General features: G+C 44.2%; 20 protein-coding genes and 2 pseudogenes. 9 read left to right on the forward strand and 13 right to left on the reverse strand.

Annotation, left to right across the window (positions count from 1 at the left end):
• Positions 1 to 239: 239 nt before the first annotated feature.
• The 3 genes from F6K46_RS08940 to F6K46_RS08950 all read right to left on the reverse strand — a co-directional run bounded on the left by F6K46_RS08940 (position 240) and on the right by F6K46_RS08950 (position 2,576).
• Positions 240 to 590: a ribulose bisphosphate carboxylase small subunit gene (locus F6K46_RS08940; RefSeq protein WP_293051426.1), complete on the reverse strand. Its 351-nt coding sequence runs from the start codon at positions 588 to 590 to the stop codon at positions 240 to 242.
• Between the two features lie 84 nt (positions 591 to 674).
• On the reverse strand, positions 675 to 1,064 hold the full coding sequence (locus tag F6K46_RS08945) for a chaperonin family protein RbcX (RefSeq protein WP_293051483.1): 390 nt from the start codon (positions 1,062 to 1,064) through the stop codon (positions 675 to 677).
• A gap of 81 nt (positions 1,065 to 1,145) precedes the next feature.
• Complete coding sequence (locus tag F6K46_RS08950) at positions 1,146 to 2,576, reverse strand: form I ribulose bisphosphate carboxylase large subunit (protein WP_075902873.1); 1,431 nt, start codon at positions 2,574 to 2,576, stop codon at positions 1,146 to 1,148.
• Between the two features lie 480 nt (positions 2,577 to 3,056).
• On the opposite strand from F6K46_RS08950, the gene F6K46_RS08955 reads away from it, so the two are divergent.
• Positions 3,057 to 4,202 carry a two-component regulator propeller domain-containing protein gene (locus F6K46_RS08955; protein WP_293116950.1) on the forward strand — a complete coding sequence of 382 codons (1,146 nt, stop codon included), beginning with the start codon at positions 3,057 to 3,059 and terminating at the stop codon, positions 4,200 to 4,202.
• Here the strand turns inward: F6K46_RS08955 and F6K46_RS08960 are convergent.
• The gene (locus F6K46_RS08960) at positions 4,192 to 4,353 is read right to left on the reverse strand and encodes a hypothetical protein (protein ID WP_158069761.1); all 162 of its coding nucleotides are present in this window, start codon (positions 4,351 to 4,353) and stop codon (positions 4,192 to 4,194) included. The genes F6K46_RS08955 and F6K46_RS08960 overlap by 11 nt on opposite strands.
• A gap of 12 nt (positions 4,354 to 4,365) precedes the next feature.
• Complete coding sequence (locus tag F6K46_RS08965; protein WP_293051430.1) at positions 4,366 to 5,091, reverse strand: hypothetical protein; 726 nt, start codon at positions 5,089 to 5,091, stop codon at positions 4,366 to 4,368.
• 110 nt (positions 5,092 to 5,201) lie between these two features.
• Here F6K46_RS08965 and cobU point away from each other — a divergent pair, with 110 nt between their 5' ends.
• Complete coding sequence (gene cobU / locus F6K46_RS08970; protein WP_293051433.1) at positions 5,202 to 5,807, forward strand: bifunctional adenosylcobinamide kinase/adenosylcobinamide-phosphate guanylyltransferase; 606 nt, start codon at positions 5,202 to 5,204, stop codon at positions 5,805 to 5,807.
• A 113-nt stretch (positions 5,808 to 5,920) separates the two neighbouring features.
• Positions 5,921 to 6,343, forward strand: coding sequence for a hypothetical protein (locus F6K46_RS08975; protein ID WP_293051436.1), 423 nt, complete (start codon positions 5,921 to 5,923; stop codon positions 6,341 to 6,343).
• A gap of 205 nt (positions 6,344 to 6,548) precedes the next feature.
• On the opposite strand, the gene F6K46_RS08980 is transcribed toward F6K46_RS08975, so the two are convergent.
• The 4 genes from F6K46_RS08980 to F6K46_RS08995 form a co-directional block, all read right to left on the reverse strand.
• The gene (locus F6K46_RS08980) at positions 6,549 to 7,991 is read right to left on the reverse strand and encodes a c-type cytochrome (RefSeq protein WP_293116953.1); all 1,443 of its coding nucleotides are present in this window, start codon (positions 7,989 to 7,991) and stop codon (positions 6,549 to 6,551) included.
• 81 nt (positions 7,992 to 8,072) lie between these two features.
• Positions 8,073 to 8,501 (reverse strand): hypothetical protein, encoded by a 429-nt coding sequence (locus F6K46_RS08985; RefSeq protein WP_293051442.1) that lies wholly within the window; start codon positions 8,499 to 8,501, stop codon positions 8,073 to 8,075.
• A 71-nt stretch (positions 8,502 to 8,572) separates the two neighbouring features.
• The gene (locus F6K46_RS08990) at positions 8,573 to 10,045 is read right to left on the reverse strand and encodes a cytochrome c (RefSeq protein WP_293051445.1); all 1,473 of its coding nucleotides are present in this window, start codon (positions 10,043 to 10,045) and stop codon (positions 8,573 to 8,575) included.
• 291 nt (positions 10,046 to 10,336) lie between these two features.
• Positions 10,337 to 11,761: an NADH:flavin oxidoreductase gene (locus F6K46_RS08995; RefSeq protein WP_293051448.1), complete on the reverse strand. Its 1,425-nt coding sequence runs from the start codon at positions 11,759 to 11,761 to the stop codon at positions 10,337 to 10,339.
• 1,059 nt (positions 11,762 to 12,820) lie between these two features.
• Between F6K46_RS08995 and F6K46_RS09000 the strand changes: the two genes are divergently transcribed.
• The 3 genes from F6K46_RS09000 to F6K46_RS09010 all read left to right on the forward strand — a co-directional run bounded on the left by F6K46_RS09000 (position 12,821) and on the right by F6K46_RS09010 (position 17,157).
• Positions 12,821 to 13,630 (forward strand): SDR family oxidoreductase, encoded by an 810-nt coding sequence (locus tag F6K46_RS09000; RefSeq protein ID WP_293051450.1) that lies wholly within the window; start codon positions 12,821 to 12,823, stop codon positions 13,628 to 13,630.
• A gap of 171 nt (positions 13,631 to 13,801) precedes the next feature.
• Positions 13,802 to 15,094, forward strand: a complete 1,293-nt coding sequence (locus F6K46_RS09005; RefSeq protein ID WP_293051452.1) for a cytochrome P450 — start codon at positions 13,802 to 13,804, stop codon at positions 15,092 to 15,094.
• Between the two features lie 305 nt (positions 15,095 to 15,399).
• Positions 15,400 to 17,157: a peroxidase family protein gene (locus F6K46_RS09010; RefSeq protein WP_293051455.1), complete on the forward strand. Its 1,758-nt coding sequence runs from the start codon at positions 15,400 to 15,402 to the stop codon at positions 17,155 to 17,157.
• Between the two features lie 119 nt (positions 17,158 to 17,276).
• Here the strand turns inward: F6K46_RS09010 and F6K46_RS09015 are convergent, their stop codons facing one another.
• Both F6K46_RS09015 and F6K46_RS09020 read right to left on the reverse strand, forming a co-directional pair.
• Positions 17,277 to 17,975: a YdcF family protein gene (locus F6K46_RS09015; RefSeq protein ID WP_293051458.1), complete on the reverse strand. Its 699-nt coding sequence runs from the start codon at positions 17,973 to 17,975 to the stop codon at positions 17,277 to 17,279.
• A gap of 20 nt (positions 17,976 to 17,995) precedes the next feature.
• A complete protein-coding gene (locus F6K46_RS09020) occupies positions 17,996 to 18,469 on the reverse strand; it encodes an EVE domain-containing protein (protein WP_293051461.1) in 474 nt (157 codons plus the stop codon).
• 270 nt (positions 18,470 to 18,739) lie between these two features.
• Between F6K46_RS09020 and F6K46_RS09025 the strand changes: the two genes are divergently transcribed.
• Together F6K46_RS09025 and F6K46_RS09030 are read left to right on the forward strand one after the other, a co-directional pair.
• Entirely contained in the window at positions 18,740 to 19,360 is a 621-nt protein-coding gene (locus tag F6K46_RS09025) for a heme-binding protein (RefSeq protein WP_293051464.1), read from the forward strand.
• 214 nt (positions 19,361 to 19,574) lie between these two features.
• Positions 19,575 to 19,988: a hypothetical protein gene (locus tag F6K46_RS09030; protein WP_293051467.1), complete on the forward strand. Its 414-nt coding sequence runs from the start codon at positions 19,575 to 19,577 to the stop codon at positions 19,986 to 19,988.
• Positions 19,989 to 20,162: 174 nt separating this feature from the next.
• On the opposite strand, the pseudogene F6K46_RS09035 reads toward F6K46_RS09030, so the two are convergent.
• Positions 20,163 to 21,203: pseudogene (locus tag F6K46_RS09035) on the reverse strand (transposase); the annotation flags it as partial.
• A 99-nt stretch (positions 21,204 to 21,302) separates the two neighbouring features.
• Here F6K46_RS09035 and tnpA point away from each other — a divergent pair.
• Entirely contained in the window at positions 21,303 to 21,680 is a 378-nt protein-coding gene (tnpA, locus tag F6K46_RS09040; RefSeq protein ID WP_293051470.1) for an IS200/IS605 family transposase, read from the forward strand.
• A gap of 315 nt (positions 21,681 to 21,995) precedes the next feature.
• Here the strand turns inward: tnpA and F6K46_RS09045 are convergent.
• A pseudogene (locus tag F6K46_RS09045) lies at positions 21,996 to 22,159 on the reverse strand (IS4 family transposase); the annotation flags it as partial.

A 22,159-nucleotide genomic window follows, 5' to 3' on the forward strand; every position in this document is an offset into this window, starting at 1 on the left:
ATATTTAGTTCTCAACTCAACCAGGATTGCTATCGAGTGTAGATTACCTCCTGCCCTTTTTTAACTCTGTCGAAATCACGTTTTTAAAATCAAACCCTGTAAAAAAAACGGCAATTTCCTAACCAGAACGGGATTTGGCTCCCTCACCCCTGAATTTTAGGGTCAAGAATGAAACAGCCCCCCGATCAAGCTCGGGGGGCTAATAATAATATTTCAGGCAAGCATCAATGCCTTAGCCTTTAGTAGTAACGGCTGCGGCTAACACCGTCATTGGGCTTGTGAATGATGAAGCTGAGAACTTGGCACTGCTTAACGTTATCAAAACCTACAACTCGGATATAGCACTCGCGGTATTCAGAGCGACACTCATCCACTTCCGCTAGCACATCTTTAGGTGAGGTAGCCTTGAACAAAGGCAGTTTCCATAATGTCCAGTAGTAAGTCTCTGGTTCAGAGCTTTCGTTGAACTCAATCGCAGGGATGTAACCTTCCGCTAAGATGTACTCCACTTGCCGCATAATCTGAGCGTCACTCAGGGGGGGTAAGTAGGAAAGGGTTTCGTAACGACGCTCTTTTGGTAATGTTTTCATAGATTTTGATTCTTTGTTTGATTCTCTGTTGAAGTATAGGTATGAAATTTGGGGGATAGTAGATCACTTCATCGGTTGAACCAATTAGGTGTCCGAATCAGTTTTCTGCTCAGAATTAGTTGGGTTATCTGGAATAGTGAATTGCGTGATGCGTTCAAGATGCTGACGCCGATGTTCTATATTCGACTGCTGGATACTGGTGCAAACCATTTCAGGTAAGAACTCGGCCACTTCGTCTGCGATATGTTGCCGCACAGTCATAATCCGCAACGCTAATTCAGGTTTAGCCCGCAGTAATTCCTCAAGATAAGCGTCTCCATCTTGGATACTTTGTTGTGAGGAAAAAGACTGTAGCCAAAGCGCTCGGGGAGGGTCGGTTTCTCTTAACTGGTTTACCACTGTCCGCAGTGCTTGATAGGTCATATAGCTAGCCAGCACCTTGGCTGTATCTTTCGCAACTCGTTTTAAATCCATGGTTGAACCCAGTCTTTTAGAAAAAGTTATGAAGTCTAAAGTATGACGTTTCATACTTCAAACTTCACACCTCAAACTGCATCAGACGGTATCCATTGCCTCGAACTCGAACTTGATTTCCTTCCACAGTTCGCAAGCAACTGCCAACTCAGGACTCCACTTAGCAGCTTCCCGGATAATGTCACCACCTTCACGCATCAGGTTACGACCTTCGTTACGAGCTTGGATACAAGCTTCTAGAGCTACCCGGTTTGCAGTAGCACCAGGAGCATTACCCCATGGGTGACCTAGAGTACCACCACCGAATTGTAGGCAGGAATCATCACCAAAGATTTCCACTAGCGCAGGCATGTGCCAAACGTGAATACCACCAGAAGCTACTGGCATTACACCAGGCATGGAAGCCCAGTCTTGAGTGAAGTAAATACCCCGTTCGCGGTCTTGCTCAATGTGGTCTTCCCGCATCAGGTCAACGAAGCCCATGGTGATACCTTTCTCACCTTCAAGCTTACCGACTACAGTACCGGAGTGGAGGTGGTCACCACCGGACATGCGTAAGCACTTAGCCAAGACGCGGAAGTGCATACCGTGGTGTTTCTGACGGTCAATCACAGCGTGCATAGCGCGGTGGATGTGCAGCAGAACCCCATTATCACGGCACCAACGAGCCAGAGTGGTGTTGGCGGTAAAGCCACCAGTGAGGTAGTCGTGCATGATGATGGGCATGTCCAGGGACTTAGCAAACTCAGCCCGCTTCATCATCTCCTCACAGGTGGGAGCAGTGACGTTGAGGTAGTGACCTTTGATTTCGCCAGTTTCAGCTTGGGATTTGTGGATTGCTTCTGCTACGAACAGGAAGCGATCGCGCCAGCGCATGAAGGGCTGGGAGTTAATGTTTTCGTCGTCTTTGGTGAAGTCCAGACCACCGCGCAAGCACTCATATACTGCACGACCGTAGTTCTTAGCGGATAGACCTAGCTTGGGCTTAATGGTACAACCAAGCAAAGGACGACCATACTTATTCAGCTTGTCCCGCTCTACAACAATTCCGTGGGGAGGTCCTTGGAAGGTCTTGAGGTAAGCAATGGGAATCCGCAAGTCTTCTAAGCGCAGTGCTCGCAGAGCTTTGAAACCAAATACGTTACCCACGATGGAGGTCAGCATGTTGGTGACTGAGCCTTCTTCAAACAGATCCAGTGGGTAGGCAATAAAGCAGATGAACTGGTTGTCTTCCCCACGTACTGGTTCGATGTCGTAGCAACGACCTTTGTAACGGTCTAGGTCAGTCAGCAAGTCAGTCCAAACTGTTGTCCAGGTACCCGTAGAAGACTCAGCTGCAACCGCTGCACCGGCTTCTTCCGGAGGTACACCAGGCTGCGGTGTTACGCGAAACGCTGCCAAAATATCCGTATCTTTTGGAGTATAATCTGGCGTATAATAGGTTAATTTATAGTCTTTTACACCGGCATCGTAGCCAGCTTTTGTCTGAGTACTGGTTGATGAGTAAGACATGCGTTGCTTCCTTAGGAACTACTGAATGTTGCTATCGCTAGAATAGATTTTCTTTTCTTAGTGTTGTGTGTTGCTCCTAGCTAAGAGAACAAACAACCCATCTAGGCTTGTTGTCTAAGCCTGAAGAAGGGCACAACACCGATTCCACAATCACCTGTTTGTGGCTAATGTTGGGGATTACCTGTAGCTTTACTTACTAACCCGACCGCTCCGCTGATTGGTAAACGGTTGCTAGTCAGTCAAGTCGCTAAGGTAATTCAGAATTTCTTAATCATTTTGAAATATAGCAGGTAATGGGATCACTTAAACCTCAAATATTCTTTAGGAATGTATCAGCTCCTCTTATAAGGTGACGAAATGTAAATATTTATCACAGTCTTGTCACAAAACCGAGCAAATTGACTTATTATTAAGGGCTTGACTAGGTTTGGCAGCGGGGCTTGTGACAGTAATTCCTGATCAACAAAAGACTTAATCAAGATGCTGAAAATAATGGCATGCTTAACTAACCGTATCGCTCTGGTAGTCAGTGCTACACTGCTGGGGCAAATCTTACCTCTCTCAATCCCAGACAGTGAGCCAAACAACTATTTATCATATTTTTCAACAGCTTACGCTCAGACACAGTTATCCACTAACTCGGTAAATCAAGAGGTATCCCCCCCCACCTCCGGGGGAAACCCTCCGCCGCCAACTAGACCTTTACCTGATCAACGCCTCAGGCAAGAAACCCAGCCCCTGCCAGCAGATTTTCGGGTGTCTGCTTTGCAACCAGATTTTACGGGTGAGCTTTGGGTGGGCTCTTGGCTAGGATTAACTAGAATTGACCCCAATAGTGGAAAAATCCGCACTCGTCTAAGTCTCCCCAATTACACTGTTGGTGCTATAACTCAAGACCGGGTAGGGCGGATTTGGGTAGGAACCTATGAAGGACTATTGCGTATAGACCCCCGTAATAATGAAATTAATGCCCAAAACTATACCTTACCTTCTAATAATGTGTTGTCCTTGTTGATTGACACTCGTGGCTATCTTTGGGTAGGAAGCGATCGCGGTCTGGCTCTGATTAGCCCTGACCAGGGATTGTTGATGACAACATTACAAAAATTACCCGGTGTCAGTGCCAATGCTCTGACTCTAGATGAAGAGGGTCAGCTGTGGGTGGGCACTCTAGAAGGGCTAGTGCGAGTGGATACTGCTAGTGCTTTTGTGATTGCTCGCATCAAGGATTTACCAGGAAACACCGTGCAAACCTTGACCCGAGGACCGGAGGGAATGCTATGGGCTGGCACTCCTAATAGTTTACTGGTGATTAACCCAGACACTTACGAAGTGTTCAGGTCTGTAACTCCCCTAAGAGGACGTAATGTCACTGCTGTGCAGTTTGATTTAGATGGTAATGTTTGGGTTGGTACGGATAATGGCTTATTTAAAATTAAACGAGACAGTGGAGAAGTGTTGGCTAAACTAGGCGAGCTACCCTCTAGTCGTATTTTGGCATTAGCTCCTAATACTGGTAACAAGTTGTGGATCGGAACTTCCGAAGGACTAGCTTGGGTGAGCATGACTACAGGCCGCATCGAACCTCATTTGGGCTTTGTTAGAGAGATTCCACCTAGCTTTTAGCTCCCAAACTATTGGCTCTAAGTGAGTGCGATCGCGTAGCGTGACCTACGGTCAATCGCACCTCAAGCAGCGTCGGGCTTTGCCTAAAGCGTGACCATTCGCGTAACGTGACCTTTTGGCCAAGGTCAATCGCAAAAATTGAGACTCCCATCAGCAGCTTTGATTAAGGTCTATTCAGCTGAGAGTGCATCACAGTTAATGTTTCTGCTAGTTGGCTAAGGCGATCTTCGAGGTATTTTTTCCGAATCAATAGTTGTCGCAATTTTTGATAACGAGCGATTGCCATGCTCACACTGGGAACCTGATCCGCTGGACAAGACCTTGACCAAGATTGACCCTGCTCATCCAAGCCACAAAGACGGTAACCAGTACGAGGAGATTGATACGTAACATTAGTATTCGATACCTCAACCCCTTCATCCACATAGTCCATCATCCGGTCACCATTGGCTAGTCTTACGGTCCCCATAGCATCTTGGGGTTGACTCGCTTGAGACTCTAACCAGCCATCAACAATTGGTCCTTCTAGGTATAGGTCTTGAATTTGCCGGAGGATTTTGTGCAGTTCCTGCTGCCAACCCAGAACAATTCCCTCAATGTCTTGCAACAGATTCATGGCCAAAGCTGGGTTAGCACCATGGCGATGGTTTCCCAGTTTAGGGTATTTTAATCTAGGCAGAGTCGGTATCTTCTGTTCATCCTGGCGAGTCGGAAACGGTTGTACTGCCATCGAGAAAGAAGGTTCCTTTTTAGTTCTACGACTGACTACACCTGCTTGTTGCTGATTAGTTTGATCAGCCACAGCTGGGGATGGTTGTGATGAATCAGTGGCACTAGCTTTTGCTAACTGATTTAGTGTTGTCTCGATCCGTCGCAATTTTGATTTCATGAAGACTGATGTGAGGAAATATAGTTGATCTCAAGGGCTAAGATGGCCATTATTCTCAACAATAAGCTCTGTTAATTTAGGCGCAAGCGCGAAGATAACTCCCAATAGCCTTGAATACTACTAAATTTACCAGTATCAAATTTACCAGTAATTTAATTTTAGTCACCGGACCATCCAGGTCTGGCAAAAGCGAGTGGGCAGAAACCCTGGCGATGCAGACTGGGAAATCGGTAATATACGTTGCTACTGCCACAACCAACCCGGATGATCCAGAGTGGCTGGCCCGGATTGAAAAACATCAGCAGCGACGCCCCAGTTCCTGGACAACCCTTTTGGTACCACTGGACTTGGCAGGAACAATTACCAACTATTCTGACATCAATCACTGCCTGTTAGTAGATTCTCTAGGAACCTGGGTTGCCAATTGCTTAGAACAGAATGATACCGTTTGGCAGCAAACGTTACAAAACTTATGGAATAGTTTGACCAAGGTTAAAGGTTCTGTAATTTTTGTTGCAGAAGAGGCTGGCTGGGGAGTAGTTCCAGCATATCCTATGGGTAGGGCGTTTCGCGATCGCCTCGGAAATGTGGTGCGTTATTTGGGGCACTTGGCTAACCCAGTCTACTTAGTCACCGGCGGTCATGTGCTTAATCTCAGTACTCTGGGTCAACCATTACCGGATAATGGTAATGTTGGCGAATCACCTCAAACCTAATCCAATCCATGGCAAGAGGGGAAAGATACCGGCAGTGGGGAAGAAGCTTCCTAGCTCAGTTGTTTATTCAACGGGTTAAAACTAACTAATAACAACTAATTACCAACAAAGCCATGGCATCTGAATCACAAGTCAAACGTTATCTCACCTACTGGTTCCAGTTAGGCAAAAAAGTTGTGATGCGCAATGGTTTTTTAGCTATGCAGCCACAATCACTTACAAATGGCAAGCACTACAGCCAAGAATTTGAAACGATTTGGCAGCTAGCTATTTCACCAGAGACTGGTGATTGTTACCTGGAAGGAACTGATGAAACAATTGCGGAGTTATTAACACCCAAGTGGGATATACTTCCTTGTTCCCGTTGTGATATGCCTGTACCCATTAAAAGTGCTGGGATACCACCAAACTGTTGTCCCTGTTTTGATTTACCCACATGGCCCAATACAGAATTGCCAGCACCACGAGATCCAGTGTGTAGTCAAACCGAACTAAGAGGGATTTGCGATCGCTTAAATCAAATTACTGAGAATTGAATTATTTAAGAGAGTATAAAAAAATAAAATACCAGTTTTTAGCTTGTAGGGTTAGCCAAAAAAAGTTTGGTTATTTTGATAATTGCTAAAAAGCTACTCTCGTTTAACTGAAAGTCAAAGATTTCACTAAAAGCGATTAGTTGAATTGCAGCATATGGGGCAGATAAACTCCCCCATATGCTAGTGATCTAGAAAGTCAAGGATATCACAGAGTTTTGAGATACTCAATCAAGGCTTTCTTATCCTGTTCAGGTAAATCAGTGCCATAGAGATGTCCTTGGTTACCGTTAGCTATAAGGCTAGTATCGTATCTGAAACCCTGCTTCTCAGCTTTTTCTCCCTCCGAGACAAAGCCAACTTTTTCGGGATCATAGACATCGTAGCCCCGGTAAAATACCTTCGTCCGGTTCTCAGGAGTTTCCAGTAAGTTTGTTAGGTTAGGAACCGAACCATTATGGAGATAAGGAGCTCTTAGCCAAAGTCCATCAAGGGCTACTGCCACATAACCATTAGTCTTACGCAGGTAGTCAAAGTCCCATTCATAGCCTTCAGCGTATTCATTATAAGCATCAGCTGCTTCCTGAGTCCACATATCTAAGCGGTTGCGGTCAGTACCAATCTCATCGATAGGAATAACAGTTCCTATCCGTTCTCCACCAAAAGCATGGCAGGATGCACAGGTATTGGTAAAAATCTCACTACCTTTTGCTGCCAATGTCTGATTAATCTCAAAAGGATATAGGGGAGGAGGTAATTCAGTAATATAATCTTCCACCCGCTTTAAACCTTCGATATTAATCGATTTCCTAGTAGCACCATCACCGATTGCCCCAGTCTGGATGGTTTCCGTCAGTGACGTTTCTAAGCCATCCCAATGATAGGCAAAGCCTTCATGCATCTTTTGATTCCAAATCGACATCATGTCGGAGTTGTCAACAGAATCATCTAGAGGTTGCTCTAAGTATCGAAACTTGCCAGGGTTGAACGGAGAGATCCGACCAGGTCCCCAGTCAGGACGGGAATCCATCCAAGCATATCCTTCGAGAAGTTTCGGAATTGATTTCCTGGTCTGAGGAATAATTACATAGCGATAAAGTAGTTTATCAAACCAAGAAAGTTCATAATTGTATCCGATTTCTCCAAGAATATAGTCCGCTGTAAATCGTGGATCATTGGCACAAGCTTGCAGAAATCGGAGGTAGCCTTGAGAATCAAACTTACTTGAAGGTCCTCCTAAAATAATGGTAGGTTTATCTTTAGGATTTTCGCGAAATGTAGCCGTATGACAGGAAGCACAAGTTATGCCCTGACGGGGAAAACCAATAGTTTTTTTAGAAAAGCCAATGGGCAATTCTTTCCCCTCTTCCCAGGTAATTCCCAAAGACGTATAACCCCCCGGTCCTGGGAGTTTGTCAGGAAATATCCTGGGAAGCACCAGCCAAATTAAATACGGTACACCTTCAGCCTTTTCTGTGCCAATGGAACCATACTTGAAGTGTTCTTCTGGCGACTCATAATCGTAATAGGTGGGAGGATTGGGGTCTTCTCGAAATAGGTTGTACCATCCCACATAGGCTACAACTCCAGCCAGCAAAAAAATACTAATAACAATGATTGTTATTAATTTACCTAATTTCGTTTTCACCATTTCCATAACGTTATTTTTCTCCCTACTGCTAGATAGTGGTGAGTGCAGTGCTAGGTGATAAGTATTACTATTCCCGAAAAGTTAGGAGAATCCCTTGGCTATTTTTGAAATAAGGGGTTGTCCAGTTTGCAGGGCAAGGAATAATATAATTCCTTGGATAACTGCGAAGAAAAGGTCAACCAAAGCGATACTCAGAAATCCTAGATCTTGACCAAATAACAAGACAGCGGTTATAAAAAACGTAGCTCCACCACCTCGTGTGACCAATATCGACATCCAAGCTGTTGCTTTATAGCGATAGGGATCAATGCCACCAGGAATGTATAAAATACTGATTTCCAGCAACAGCAATCCTGCAGCACGTACCCAGATAATCGGCACTGGGATTTGCATTTTTAATAACGAAAGCATGACTTCTGGGAAGAACAATAATGGAATGACAAAAAACACCACATTGATAATGATGCCAAGCCATACCACACGACCAAACCATTTAGCGTAAGCGTTCATTGAACCTCTTTGTTGAATCTATTTGTTGTCAAAAATTTTGTTTGTCAAAACTTGTGTCCAGTTATCCCTTATTAAAGGGTCTTCATGTACTCCACTAAGGCATCTTTTGCTTCTGGAGATAGGTCAGTTCCATACAGGTGACCACTCTTGAAATTGCCAGGAATTTCTGTATCAATCTTAAAGAATTCCTTGGTATTATCCTCGGCTACATCGGAAACAAAACCAACTTTTTCCTGATCGAAAACATCATCACCGCGATAGAATTCTTTGGGTCGGTTTTCGGGGGTTTCCAACAAATCTCTGAGAGTTGGTACTGAACCATTGTGTAAATAGGGAGCTCGTAGCCAAATTCCATCTAGGGGCACATTGGCATAGCCATTGGTCTTGCGGAAATGTTTGAAACGCCTTGGTGTGCCAACAAAGAGGGTATTTTGATTAGAAAGCAGTTCATAGGTGTAGGAATCCAGGCGATATCGGTCTGTACCAATTTCTTCAATAGGTGTTACCTTGCCAACCTTTGAACCACCAAAAGCATGGCAGCTGGCGCAGTTGTTTTCATAAATTGGCTTACCCACTGCTGCCAAATTCTGGTTAATCTCATAGGGATAGGGCGGGGCTGGTAATTCCCACAGCCAATCAGCAACCCGTTGAATCCCATCCAAATCTACGGTGGTTGGTGTCACCCCTGCACCTAAAGCAGCGCTCAGGTTCCGCTCATCCACCGAATCGTTATCACCATCCCAGTGCAACTGCAAACCCTCACGAGGCTTCTGATTCCAGATGGAGGGAAAATCTGCACCACCAATCAGTTCATCAGGGTCTAACTGATCCATCGGGAAGCGAAATTGCAGGGATTTATAGGGATTAAAAGTATCCACCCGCCCAGGACCGCGATCAGCAGCTGTTTGGTTATTTAAAAAGGCGAGTAGGCTACCCTGAGCGATTAAAGCATCCCGAGTCTGGGGAATAACCAGGTAGCGATAAATCAATTTCTGGATCGGGTTGAACTTTTCCCCTTGGGCTGCAATCTCTGCCAAAATCCGGTCAGCGTTGAATCGTGGATCAAATGCTACTTCGGAGATTAACTTGATGTAGCCCGATAGATCGACCGTATTGGAAGGCATGGTGGTGATTACCCGGGGTGTACTATCGCGGGTATCTCGCACTGTACCAGCATGGCAGACTGCACAATTTAAACCAACACGGTCAACGAACATCCGACGCTTTGAAAAGCCGATGGGTCTGTCTTGTCCTGGTTCATAGATAAAGCCTAATGAAGCATAACCCTCTCCGGGTAGCTTATCTGGGAAAATTGCTGGCAGTACTTTCCAGATCCAGTAGGGAACTCCATTCACTGGCTCGCTGCCGATGGAACCATACTTAAAGTGGTCGTTAATATCTGCATATCTAACTGGGGAGTTGGATATCAACGGCCAAGCTATCACTAGGGTGATGACCAGTACAACTCCGATAATAAGAAGCCAAAACCGCTTTAAGCTTTTTAAAGCACCCTTGATTAGGGTTGGGTTTTCTGATTCACTCATCAATTTCTTACCTGTAATCTATAAAATAGTGCGTTAGTGTTCAGTGCTAAGTATTTAGTAGATCACGAATTACCCTTGTATCCAAAAATAAACGCCATTTGTAGGGGTACACAGCCGTGCCCCCTCAACCTATTTACCGTAACATACTAACTCCTATAGAAAAAAGCGTTCGAGGAAAGCGATCGCATTCTCTATCCCATTCTCTATCGCTTTCTCTATAAGATGTAAAGAAACATTTCTATTTCTTATAAGAGGTTTTTATTCTTCATTATTAATAAAAATAATCAAGAATTACGAGAATGGCGGTGGATCAAATACAGTCATGACCTGTTTAATCATTTTGTCGTGGTCGTCATTGTATCGGCGCACATCGTAGCAGCCTAGAGGGTTTTGTAGGGCATTGAACAAGCACCTGTTGCAGTAGGTGCAGGGTCGGTCTGGCAGGTCTTTTCCTTGCTGAAACTGCTGGACTAGGTCATTATTAGCAACCAGAGGACGGGCGATACTAACTGCATCACAGAATCCTTCACTAATCGCCTCACGGATGTAGGATGCTTGCTGAAAACCTCCCGTGCAGATGACTGGGATATTCACATGCTTTTTGATTTCCCTAGCATCACTGATGCTAATACCTTGGTATTTATCTAGGAGTTCTTGCATGGTTTGACTTGATACAAACTCCCGGAAGGAGTCGTCCAAGGCTTTATCCTGTACATCTTTGCCGATAATCGGCTGAGTCGAACCCTTTCTGTAAACTCGGTTCCACAAGAACAAGAAGATGGGAAATAAGAATCGATACCGGAACAGTAAGTAATTGCGGAAGGTATAGATACCGCTTCCGAGCATGATCTCGTACCATCGAAATGCTTCGTCCTGGGGAAACTCACCGGGTGGGTTCAAGGGGTGGGGAAATAAGCTTCCAGTGGATATATGAAGCGCATCTGCTCCAGCTTCCTCCACCCACTTGCAGATTTGGATAGAGTCTTCCAGGGTATTCCCAGGCTTGTCCCAAGGAATCACAGCATCGTTGTATTCCACTGCACTGATTTTTGCCTGGAGGTGAAAATCGTTTCCTACCTCTTTGCGTATTGCCTGGATAATCTCCAGCAAGAAACGAGCTCGATTTTCCAGAGAACCGCCATACTCATCCTTGCGGTCGTTGATGCCTGAACTCAGAAATTGGGTAATCAGATAGCCATTGGCACTGTGCAGTTCTACGCCATCAAGTCCTGCCTCACGAGCTCGTCTGGCACCATCAGCGAACGCCTGAATCATTTCCTTGATTTCCTTGCGTGTCATTGCCTGACACTCCAGCCCATGAAATGACTCAGTTTCACTGGTTGAACTCAGACCCTTATTATACAAATTCTCCACACCACCAACATCCCGCTGGCGACCAGAGTGGCTCAGTTGCATCAAAAACTTACAGTCATATTCATGAACTTTCTCGCCCACCTTGCGCCAGAAAGGAATTCGATCATCCCGGTCAATCGTGGCATAGTTAGGTAAAATTCGTCCTCGGATTTGGACGGGTGTAAAGGAAGAGACGATTGCACCGACGCCGCCTCGGGCAAATTTCTCTTCCCAATTAATCCGTGCCTGGTTACCGGAACCATCATAGTTGTCAAATCGACCAGAGATATTAGAACGAAATATCCGATTCTTTAGGGTCAAGTTTCGGAACTCCAAAGGTTCAAAAATTATATCCTTTTCCATTTGATGCGGGTTGAATCTTGGCTTTTGTCGGAATAAAGCAAGCTACAAGCTCAATGCCTAGCATTCCAGATGTTGGCCGAATATTTTTTTACGAAAACTATTTAATGCTCTTATTGAGAGTCACTAACAATAAGGGTGTCATTTTCCATTTGATGCGGGTTGAATCTTGGCTTTGTCGGAATAAAGCAAGCTACAAGCTCAATGCCTAGCATTCCAGATGCTGGCCGAATATTTTTTTAGGAGAACTTTTTAAGGCTCTTATTGAGATTAACTAACAATAAGGGTGTCATTTGTCTTTTTTCCTTTCTATGTTGTGACGCTTATTTGGTCTGATGCCCGATTCTCTGCTATACGCTGTCGCTAGGTTAGGAATAAATTACTGTCAGTGACTATCCCCTGTGACCCCATCCCCTTGCTTTGGGTTCGGGGAGGAGTCATTGAACTATCACAAATTTGTATAAGGGCGTTTGTTGGCCAATCTTGGGTAAGTCCTGACAAAATCTTGCTCCCCAGTTGGATGTTGTTAAGTCTCTCCTCGAAAAACTATAATGTCCAACACTTTCCATTATGACTTAACGACCATTGATATTTCATGATTATTAAGTTTTTTAACAACAATCTGGTTTTGGAAAAGCTCCCTGTGAGGATAACTATCAAGGCAATAGAGATATTTTTGGCAACTGAACCACCTACTTCAGCTAGGGTCTCCATTCTCCCTAAATTTCTCAAAAGTATGCTATACCTCAACTATAGTCCCTTTGCTTGGTTCATTGGTTTGATTTTTCATTGCCCTAGGATCTGGTGATCTGCTTAAAATGTAATTTAAGTTACAATTACTAGTGGATAACTATAACCTACATAGCATTTACATTTGAGTTGTAAACATAATCCCTTAGGGAAAGGCAAAATGCAAGATTCAAAAAGCAAGGGCTAATCAAGGATATAGGGATTTTTGGGAATGACAAAAAACTATCATCCTTGTTTCCAACTCCTTTGGAAAAGCTATTGAAATAATTTTTCCAAATTTTCTGGGTTAATTTTTGTAAAAATACACCTCAAATGAATCTAAAAAATCAGGGAAATGATCGTCCCAAAACGGCTCTGATTACTGGGGCATCCAGTGGAATTGGTTATGAATTTACCAAGTTATTTGCTCGCGATGGCTACAAGTTAGTGTTAGTCGCCAGAAGTGAGTCGAAACTATCTCAACTGGCCGAGGATTTTAGGGAAAAATTTGGGACATTTGTCAGGGTTATTCCGAAGGATTTGTCAGTACCAGGAGCTGCAACGGAGATCTTTGAGCAGCTGCAAGAGGAAAGTACCAAGGTTGATGCACTAGTCAACAACGCTGGATTTGCTACCTATGGAGCTTTTGCTGAAACAGACCTGGCTACTGAACTAGCCATGATGCAGCTAAACATCATAGCCCTGACCCATTTGACCAAATTATTTCTGCCAGCTATGGTGCAACAACAGTATGGAAAAATTTTAAATATCGCCTCCACAGCAGCGTTTCAGCCTGGTCCGTTGATGGCAGTATATTATGCGACGAAATCCTATGTCTTATCCTTTTCTGAGGCAATTGCCAATGAATTAAAGGGTTCAGGGGTGACGGTAACTACTCTGTGTCCAGGACCAACAGAATCGGGTTTTCAAGCTCGGGCAAACATGGAAGATTCTAAGCTGGTTAGTGGACAAAAGATTATGAATGCTGAAACTGTTGCTAGGATTGGCTATCTTGGTCTGATGAAAAATAGAACTGTTGTTGTCCCTGGTCTCAAAAATCAGTTGCTTGCCCTGAGTATAAGATTTATGCCCCGAAATCTAGTAACCCAAGTGGTCAGAAACATGCAAGAAAGCAGCCACTAGTTGTGATCAGGCAGTGGATTGATAAATTCTAGCTTAATAGGTGCGCTTGACCCGTAATTAAATTCGCCACGGGTCGCACCTGCTGATAGCCTTAAGGAAAATAGAAGCAATGGATAAGTCTACTGGAAAGCCTCAAGTAAGATTTGTCAACAAAACAATGAGCAATGAATAATGAAAACCTACCCTTCTACCAATGTAATCGACTTGTTACGGCTTCTGGGTAATCTAGCCAGTGGCTTTATCCGTAACCCCCGTGGTTTCGACCTTGAAAAAGTATTAGGGGCTTGGATTGATGATGTAATCAAACGCTATGGTAGTAAAAATGTCATTCTAAACTTTCTTCTCAAGAAAGTCTTGCTAGTATCTGGGCGTGACTTATCAGACCACATTTTACAAGACCCACCGGACAACCAAGGCTATATCGAAGGGAATCTCAAGAAGGATGGTATGTCTTTCCTTGCCCCCAACGCCCTCACTATCAGCCATGATCAGCAGTGGCAGCGCCTGAGACCTTATAACGAGGGAGTGCTTGGCACAGGTTGCCAGCACCAGTATCAACAGGCTTTCCTCCAACAGGTACATCGTGCTTTTTCAAAGCCAGTATCCAAGATTGAGGATATCCGGGAATGTATGGGTCAGGCAATGCTTGGCATTGTGTTTGGGGAAAATGTTGCTCCTGACCGGTTGATCAAGGATATACAGGTGTTATTCTCAATGGTCGGAAATCCGATTAAGCGGATTCTATTGGGAAGGTTTGAAACTAAGCGTTTAGAAAAATTTTATGAAACTCTTGAGCAGCTTTGGGAAGGCAGCGAAGCGTCTGAAAAGCCATGCCTGTTGTCTATGGCTCATGGCATAAAGCCCTACACAACGGAAGAAGAACTCCTGCAACAAATCCCCCACTGGATGTTTACTTTTACTGGTTCAGGGACTGACTTGCTGGCGAGAACCCTGACTATGATTACTTCTAGACCAGAGGTGCTTGAAGGGGTCCGACAGGAAATCAAGGAAGCGGGTTCCTTGGAGCAAGCCTCAACCATTGCTAAACTCAGCTATTTAGAAGCTTGTTTATTGGAAACTGGTCGTTTGTTCCCTCCAGTGACCAGAACCTTTCACATTACAACAGCTGGCGACAAGTATAATAACACCCGTATTCCGCCAGACATGGAAATTCTGCACTTTTTCCCAATCATGCAACGGGAAAAATCTTTAGACCCATCCACGGATTCGTTTGTACCTCAACGGTGGCTAGACCTGAGCAATCAGGAGAATTCGACTTACTCCAATTTGTTTCTGAGAGGGTCTCGTACTTGCCCCGGAAGGGATTTGATCCTGTTTGTGTGTAAGAGTGCGATCGCAATTCTCCTAGACCAGCAGCAGCTTACATCCAAAACCAATGCACTCTCCCGAGACCCTCTACCAGCGTACTTCCAAGAACAGGATATCCAATTTGTTAACCCTTGACGGCTTGTGAAATTAATTGACAGTGAACTGAGCAGCAAAGAGTACCCGAGATGGGTACTGTCAATCCCATACAATTATACAACACTAGATTTATTAGTCAATCCTCTTTAATTTATAAATTAATGAGTTATGATGAACATAAAAAAACTGAGAAATAGAAAGAGCTAGACAACGGTGAATTAAGATCATTCCCAGTCTGATTCACCTAGGCTTAGGAGTGATTAGTAATCTCTGACGATCATTCCTGACACTCCCAATCTAAAACACTAAATCCCTCGGTAATAAAAACTAAAGGAATTAGCACAATGACAAAGAAACCTTGGCATAAGTTTCCTACTCCTCTAGCCCTGTTCAAATTAAATAAATTCCGCGATAATATGCGGGAAGAAAACCTCCACGATACCTCCCAATTACCCACAAAAGGGGAGCCCCCTGAACCGACTCCTAGTCCTGATGGTCGCCATCTTAAAATTCGTACAGCGGATGGTTCATTTAATGACCCCAATGATCCCAAAATGGGGATGGCTGGCACCCGCTTTGGACGCAATGTACCCCTGAAACACGCCTACCCGGACGAAAAGAATTTACTCAATCCCAATCCTCGTACGATCAGTCGGAAGTTATTGACGCGGGATGAATTTGTACCAGCTTCTACCTTAAACCTAACAGCTGCAGCCTGGATTCAATTCCAGACCCACGATTGGTTTTCTCATGGTTATAATGAGTCCCAGGAAAAAATCGAGATTCCTCTGGAACAGGATGACCCCTGGCCCGAAGAGCATCGACCTCTGGAAATCGAAAAAACCCCAAAAGACCCTACTCGTTCTGAAGACGATACCAACAATCCCCCAACCTTTATCAACAGAGAAACTCACTGGTGGGATGCTTCCCAAATCTATGGCAGTTATCAGGAAACTATCGATAAGGTGCGTAGCCATGTCGATGGTAAGATGATTATTGGTGATGACGGTTTGTTACCTGTCAACCCAGAGAACGGAATCGATATTGTGGGCTTTGACGATAACTGGTGGATAGGACTAAGCATGTTGCATATCCTGTTCGTCAAAGAGCACAACACTATCTGTGATCATCTGAAAAAACAATACCCTGACTGGACAGATGATGACCTGTTCGACCACGCTCGACTGATTAATGCTGCCTTGCTAGCTAAAATTCATACTGTGGAATGGACTCCGGGCATCCTGGGACATCCCGCCTTGCAAGTTGCCATGAGAGCGAATTGGTGGGGGATGTTGGGTCAGGAATTCAAAAATCGCTTTGGGCGTATTGGGGACAATGAAGTAGTCAGCGGCATTGTTGGCTCATCTACTGACCACCATACTGCTCCCTACTACCTCACCGAAGAATTCGTTTCTGTGTATCGGATGCATCCCCTCATCCCCGATGAATTCCAGTTTTACTCGGTTAAAGACGGTAAAGAGCTGCTGACAAAAGACTTTTTTGAAGTGTCTGGCAAGCGCTCACGTGCCATTCTAGAACAGGTAGATATAGCTGATTTATTCTACTCCTTTGGAATCACCCACCCAGGTGCTGTCACCCTTTACAATTATCCAAAGAAATTGCAGCAGCTAGTGAGGGACAACGGTGAAGTATTTGACTTAGCTGCTGTAGATATCCTGCGAGATCGGGAGCGAGGGGTTCCCCGCTACAACCAGTTCCGGGAACTAATTGGTCGCGATCGAGTTAAATCCTTCGAGGAAATCACTGAGAAGCCAGAATGGGCGAAAGAATTGCGGGAGGTTTACAACAATGATATCGATAGTGTAGACCTAATGATAGGTATGTTCGCAGAAAATCCTCCCAAGGGATTTGGTTTCAGCGATACCGCCTTTCGGATATTCATTCTGATGGCATCCCGACGACTGAAAAGCGATCGCTTTTTTACCAAGGATTACACTGCCGAAATCTATACTCAATTTGGTCTCGACTGGATTGACAAGAACACTTTCATAAGTGTTCTGCTCCGACATTACCCCAGCTTAGCTGCTAGTCTTAAGGGTGTTGAAAATGGCTTTGCTCCCTGGAAGCGCATAGTCAAATAATGGCTCAGTTGAACCTTTGGGTTAATTGACACTCCCCGCTCGCTCAGAGACGGGGATTGTTGCTTTTGGTTTGCACCCCTGACAGTAGAGGTCAAATCGCCCTAGATGCGCTCTTACCATTAAGGATTAAATTCGCCACGGGTCGCACCTGAGGAAATTCCCCCCTGACGCTCACACTTGAAACCCGACTCACGCCAAGCATTCATGTCTACATCCGTGAGCTGGATTAGATCAGAGCATCGGGGTTGGATGACTTGAGACAGCAGCGCCCAAACCAAGCTGCGAGCAATGTCTAGCCCAGTTTTGAGAGGGGATTCTAAATTACCAGGAATACCTTTCTCTGGCACCAAATCTGTCTCTACCCAAATCCCATGAGCTCCCAGAAGAATTTGCGCCATCCACTGAGCCCGTGATAGATGGGTGCCAGAGGTAATTAACTTAACCCTACGAACACCCCACCGCCGGAAAATTGGGATACTAAAGAAAAAGTTACCAAAGGTAGAATTGGCACACTTTTCTAACCAAACCTGTTCTGAAGATGCCATCTCCCGCTGAAAAATTAGCCAAATGCAGGGATCTGGGGATCCATGAGAAATCAGAATTCGCTTGTCTGGGTACTGTTTGGCTAATTCAGCAACATGGATTTCTCGACGAATACTCCCCCCTAGGACAAAGAACGTATCCACGGGTGCTGATGCGGCTGCGTTCAATCTTAGAGTATTAATTAGCAGCCAGCCACACAAGAACAGTGCTAGAGTTAATAACCCCCAAAGTCGTAGACGTCGTCGCCATTTTACTGCTCGTGACAACTTGCTCATGCATTCATCGGCCTGAAATATTACCTTTGACTTGGGTTTGTAGCTTTAGTGATACCTATAATTTTATGAGCTACTGCCTGAGAAACTGGCATGACCGAGAGGCGATTTCCACGTCTAGTAACCCATAGCTCTTGGTCGCTAAATTCCTGTTTAAGGGTTGAAAGCTCTAGAAAATGGGTAAAAACCTCGACAAATTGCACTAGCACAGTATGCCAGCGCGGAGATTCAACACTTGATTTTGGATCATAGTAACGGCTAGTTTGGTCAAATTGAGTCGGGTCAACTACTTCACTTTTAATAATTTCCATTAAGCCCACAATTCCAGGGGGTTTTGTATTGGAATGGTAAAAAAAAGCCAAGTCTCCCTCCTTCATTTCACGCAGAAAGTTTCGAGCTTGGTAATTACGAACCCCATCCCAAATTGTTTTCCCTTCTTTTTCCAGATCAGTGATGCTATAGACTTGTGGTTCCGACTTCATCAACCAGTAATTCATTAGTTATAGGCTTTTAAAAGGAGATGTGAAACTAGTATTGATCAAAAAAGCGACTGCATCAAGACAATCCGATGATTTTTTGGTGTTATCCGAAATCAGGATTTGGTTTCCTTATCTATTTGGAAATGCTGATCAAGTCCGGTTAGTTAGTTGGTTTATGCTCAAGTCGCTTTTTGTTATTCGTAATTTTTCCTTCTTCTTATAACTATAATGATCTTGAACTTGCTAAACAAGGCGTAGTCTTCCACTGTTAGTTAATTTCGCTCCCTGATGAAGCTATCCAAATTTTTGTTGCCTGTAGGCTTACTGGCAATTGTCTTACTGGGATGGAGAGTGTTCAGTGCTGCCTCTGCTCCCCTACCGGAAGGGTTTCCACCTCCTACCCCAGCTGGCAAAATCGAAATCAAACACTACCCTGCCTATCGCGCTGCCACAGTACCCTACTCTGGGGAACTGTCTGAGGCAGCTAATCGTGCTTTTAGCTCCCTGTACCGCCATATTAGCTCTAACGATATTTCCATGACTGCTCCGGTAGAGACTCGTTATCCGATCAGTACCCTAGAAACTAGTCAGGAAAGTTCCCTTGCTCAGCTTGGTGTTGCCTATGTATCATTTCTATACCACCGCCGTAATATAACTCCTGAGCAGATTGAAGGGAATATTCAGGTAGAAGACATACCACCGATGACAGTAGTCAGCCTTGGGATGAAAGGTAGTTATAGTTATGTCAGCTACCAACAAAGTATTGAACAGTTAAAGGAATGGTTAGCCCAACACTCTGAGTATACCGTCGCTGGTACACCCCGTCGCTTTTTCTATGATTCTCCCTTTGTCCCGGAAGCCCTAAAGCGCAGTGAAGTTCAAGTTCCGATTCGACCGGTAAATGACTAATATCAATTGTAAGCATATGCGCTACGCGCACGCTACGCGCACAGGGGTCAGCGGTCAGCCGTCAGTAGACTTAACACAGATTAAACGAATGCTTACCTGTTTTATTAAAAAGCTGATAGCTGATAGCTGAATGCTGATAGCTGAATGCTTACTATCAATTTACTTGATTTATGCTACCAATAATGATAATTAGAGTGATCAGGATTTTTTAAAAATGGAAAGACAAGAATTATTTGAATCCAAGGGTGCAAAGATTTATGGAACACTTACCCTACCAGAAGGAGTGGAAAACCCCTCCGCTTGCCTATTTATTGGAGGGTCTTTTCCTCAGACAAGAGAAGGAAATCTAGATAATTCAAAAACCGATTGGTTTCCTACACCATTACCAGAGCGAAACCTGTTCCGGGATGAAGCTAGAATTTTGGAGGAAATCGGGATAGCGACATTTAGATATGATAAGCGAGGATGTGGTCAAAGCGAAGGAAATTTTAATACTACTCGACTATTTGACTTGGTAGATGATGCTCGGATGGCATTGGAATGGATGCGGAGTATTCCTGAGATTGACAGCAGTAGAATCGGAGTTCTTGGTCAAATTGACATACTCACCGCCCTTGAAGAGCGGTGATTCTTGACAGATCATCGGGTTGTGCTGTCGAACGCGCCCCGCGTGACCTACGGTCTCAACAGTCTTACCATCCCTCCTTGCCCATTTACGGTCGTGCCGATGCCCCATGCCGACCTTTTCTATGTTTTTTGCAGCGTTAATATCTCTGTCTTGTTCTGTACCGCAGTTCAAACAAAGTACCGAACGCACAGACAAGTCGAGTTTTCCCCATTTGAACCCACAATCAGAACAAACTTGGCTAGTGGGTTCCCAGCGACTGATGACCCTGAAGTCCCTTCCATATTTGTCTGATTTAGCCTCGCAAAGAGTTCTAAACTCAGCCCATCCCTGCTGGCTTATAGCTCTAGCTAACTTTCGATTCTTGATCATCCCTGATACGTTTAGGTCTTCCAGGACTATTGCTTGGTTCTCGACAACAGTCTTGGTTGATAGCTTGTGCAGGAAATCTTTTCTTTTGTTAGCTATTTCGTTGTTTATCTTAGCTATTCTTAACCGAGTTACTTCTCTGCGATTTGACCCCTTGGGCTGTTTAGCAAACTTCTTTTGAGCTTTTATTAATTTGCGATCGCGTAGCGTGAGCTTTGCTCAATCAAGCTTTGAGTAGTCAGGGCTATGGACTTCTCTCCCGTCGCTCATTACAGCAAATGTCTTGATACCTAGATCGATTCCAATACTGGGATTCTTGGCTTCAACCTGAACAGGCTCAATATCCACAACAAAACTCAAAAAATAATTATTCGCACAATCCTTGATAATGGTGACCGAACTTGGATCTGATGGCAACGCTCTAGACCATATAGGCTTAACTATTCCAATCTTCGCCAAGTACACACCGTCACCCTGGATAGAAAAACCTCTGCGAGTTAATCTAGCTGATTGTTTATTCGTTCTTTTTTTAAACCTTGGAGGTCTAACTTTACGACCTTTTCGCTTCCCCTTACAAGAATCAAAAAAGTTTTTATAAGCAGTTCCCAGGTCAGCAACGGACTGCTGCAAGGGTACAACAGAAACCTCAGACAACCATTTTCTTTCTTCGGTTTTCTTTGCCTGAGTAATCACCAACTTCTGCAACTCCCCTGATTTAGGAGTTTTCTCGGACTGTTTACAAATAGCCAGAGCATCGTTCCACACAATACGAACACATCCGAACAACCTAGCGAGGTTGCTCTTCTGTTGGTTGGTTGGATAAAAACAATACTGGTACCTGGCTTTCACTTGCCTCTCCTGTATTGGTCTGTACTATGATTATAGTGTAGTCTACAAGATTTGACAATGGGGTTTCGGAATATTGGCACAGTATTATAAAGCAAGCAGATGCACTTAATATGCGTAATTAAATACCGCAAAAAAATACTGACATCGGCAAGCCTTGAGGCTATTGAAAAATCATTCAAAGAAGTAGCAAAAAAAATGAATTTTGAAGTTAGGGAATTTAACGGAGAATCTGATCATGTACACGTGTTGATTGAGCAAAGCTCACGCTACGCGAACGAATACCCTCCTAAGATTTCAATTTCTCAAATAGTTAACAGCCTAAAAGGTTTATCCAGTCGTAGGTACGGACAAAAAGGATATCCTAAACCCAATGGCAAAGCTGCACTGTGGAGTCCTAGCTACTTTGCCGCTTCTGTTGGGGGAGCTTCAATAGAAGTCCTCAAAGAATATATTAATAATCAGCAGATACCGTCCTAGAAGGATGGGGCTTCGGCAAAGCCGACGCTACGCGAACAGACCCAAAATTTTTGGTGATCAGATCAGGTCATGGGGAGATAGGGAGATAAGCTACAGAACAGGAAAGAATAACAGACTATGATATTCCCTTAATCTAGCTAACAAATCCAGTTTATTTTAGGCTAATTATTGGCAATCGATATATACACAATTCGTCAAGTCCGGAATCTATGCTCTCAGGCTAAAGCTTTGGGCTAAAGGAACTAATTCTACCGAAGTGGACTAAATTTTTTTTCTAGACTACGGCTACTAACACTGAGGGGGCGACGAAATAAGCTAAAATGCAGATTCTATAAGCAACCTAGCCCTTATACCTCGTTGATAATACTTTCGTTTATTAGGATTGAGTCTCATTAATTCGGTTACTAATTCTAGACAACAATCCTTAAACTTTACCCAGGTTTGACCATATAAACCAATGTAAAAACTGCTATGTCTCC

This window comes from Moorena sp. SIO3E8, from assembly GCF_010692445.1.
Classification (GTDB): Bacteria; Cyanobacteriota; Cyanobacteriia; order Cyanobacteriales; family Coleofasciculaceae; genus Moorena; species Moorena bouillonii.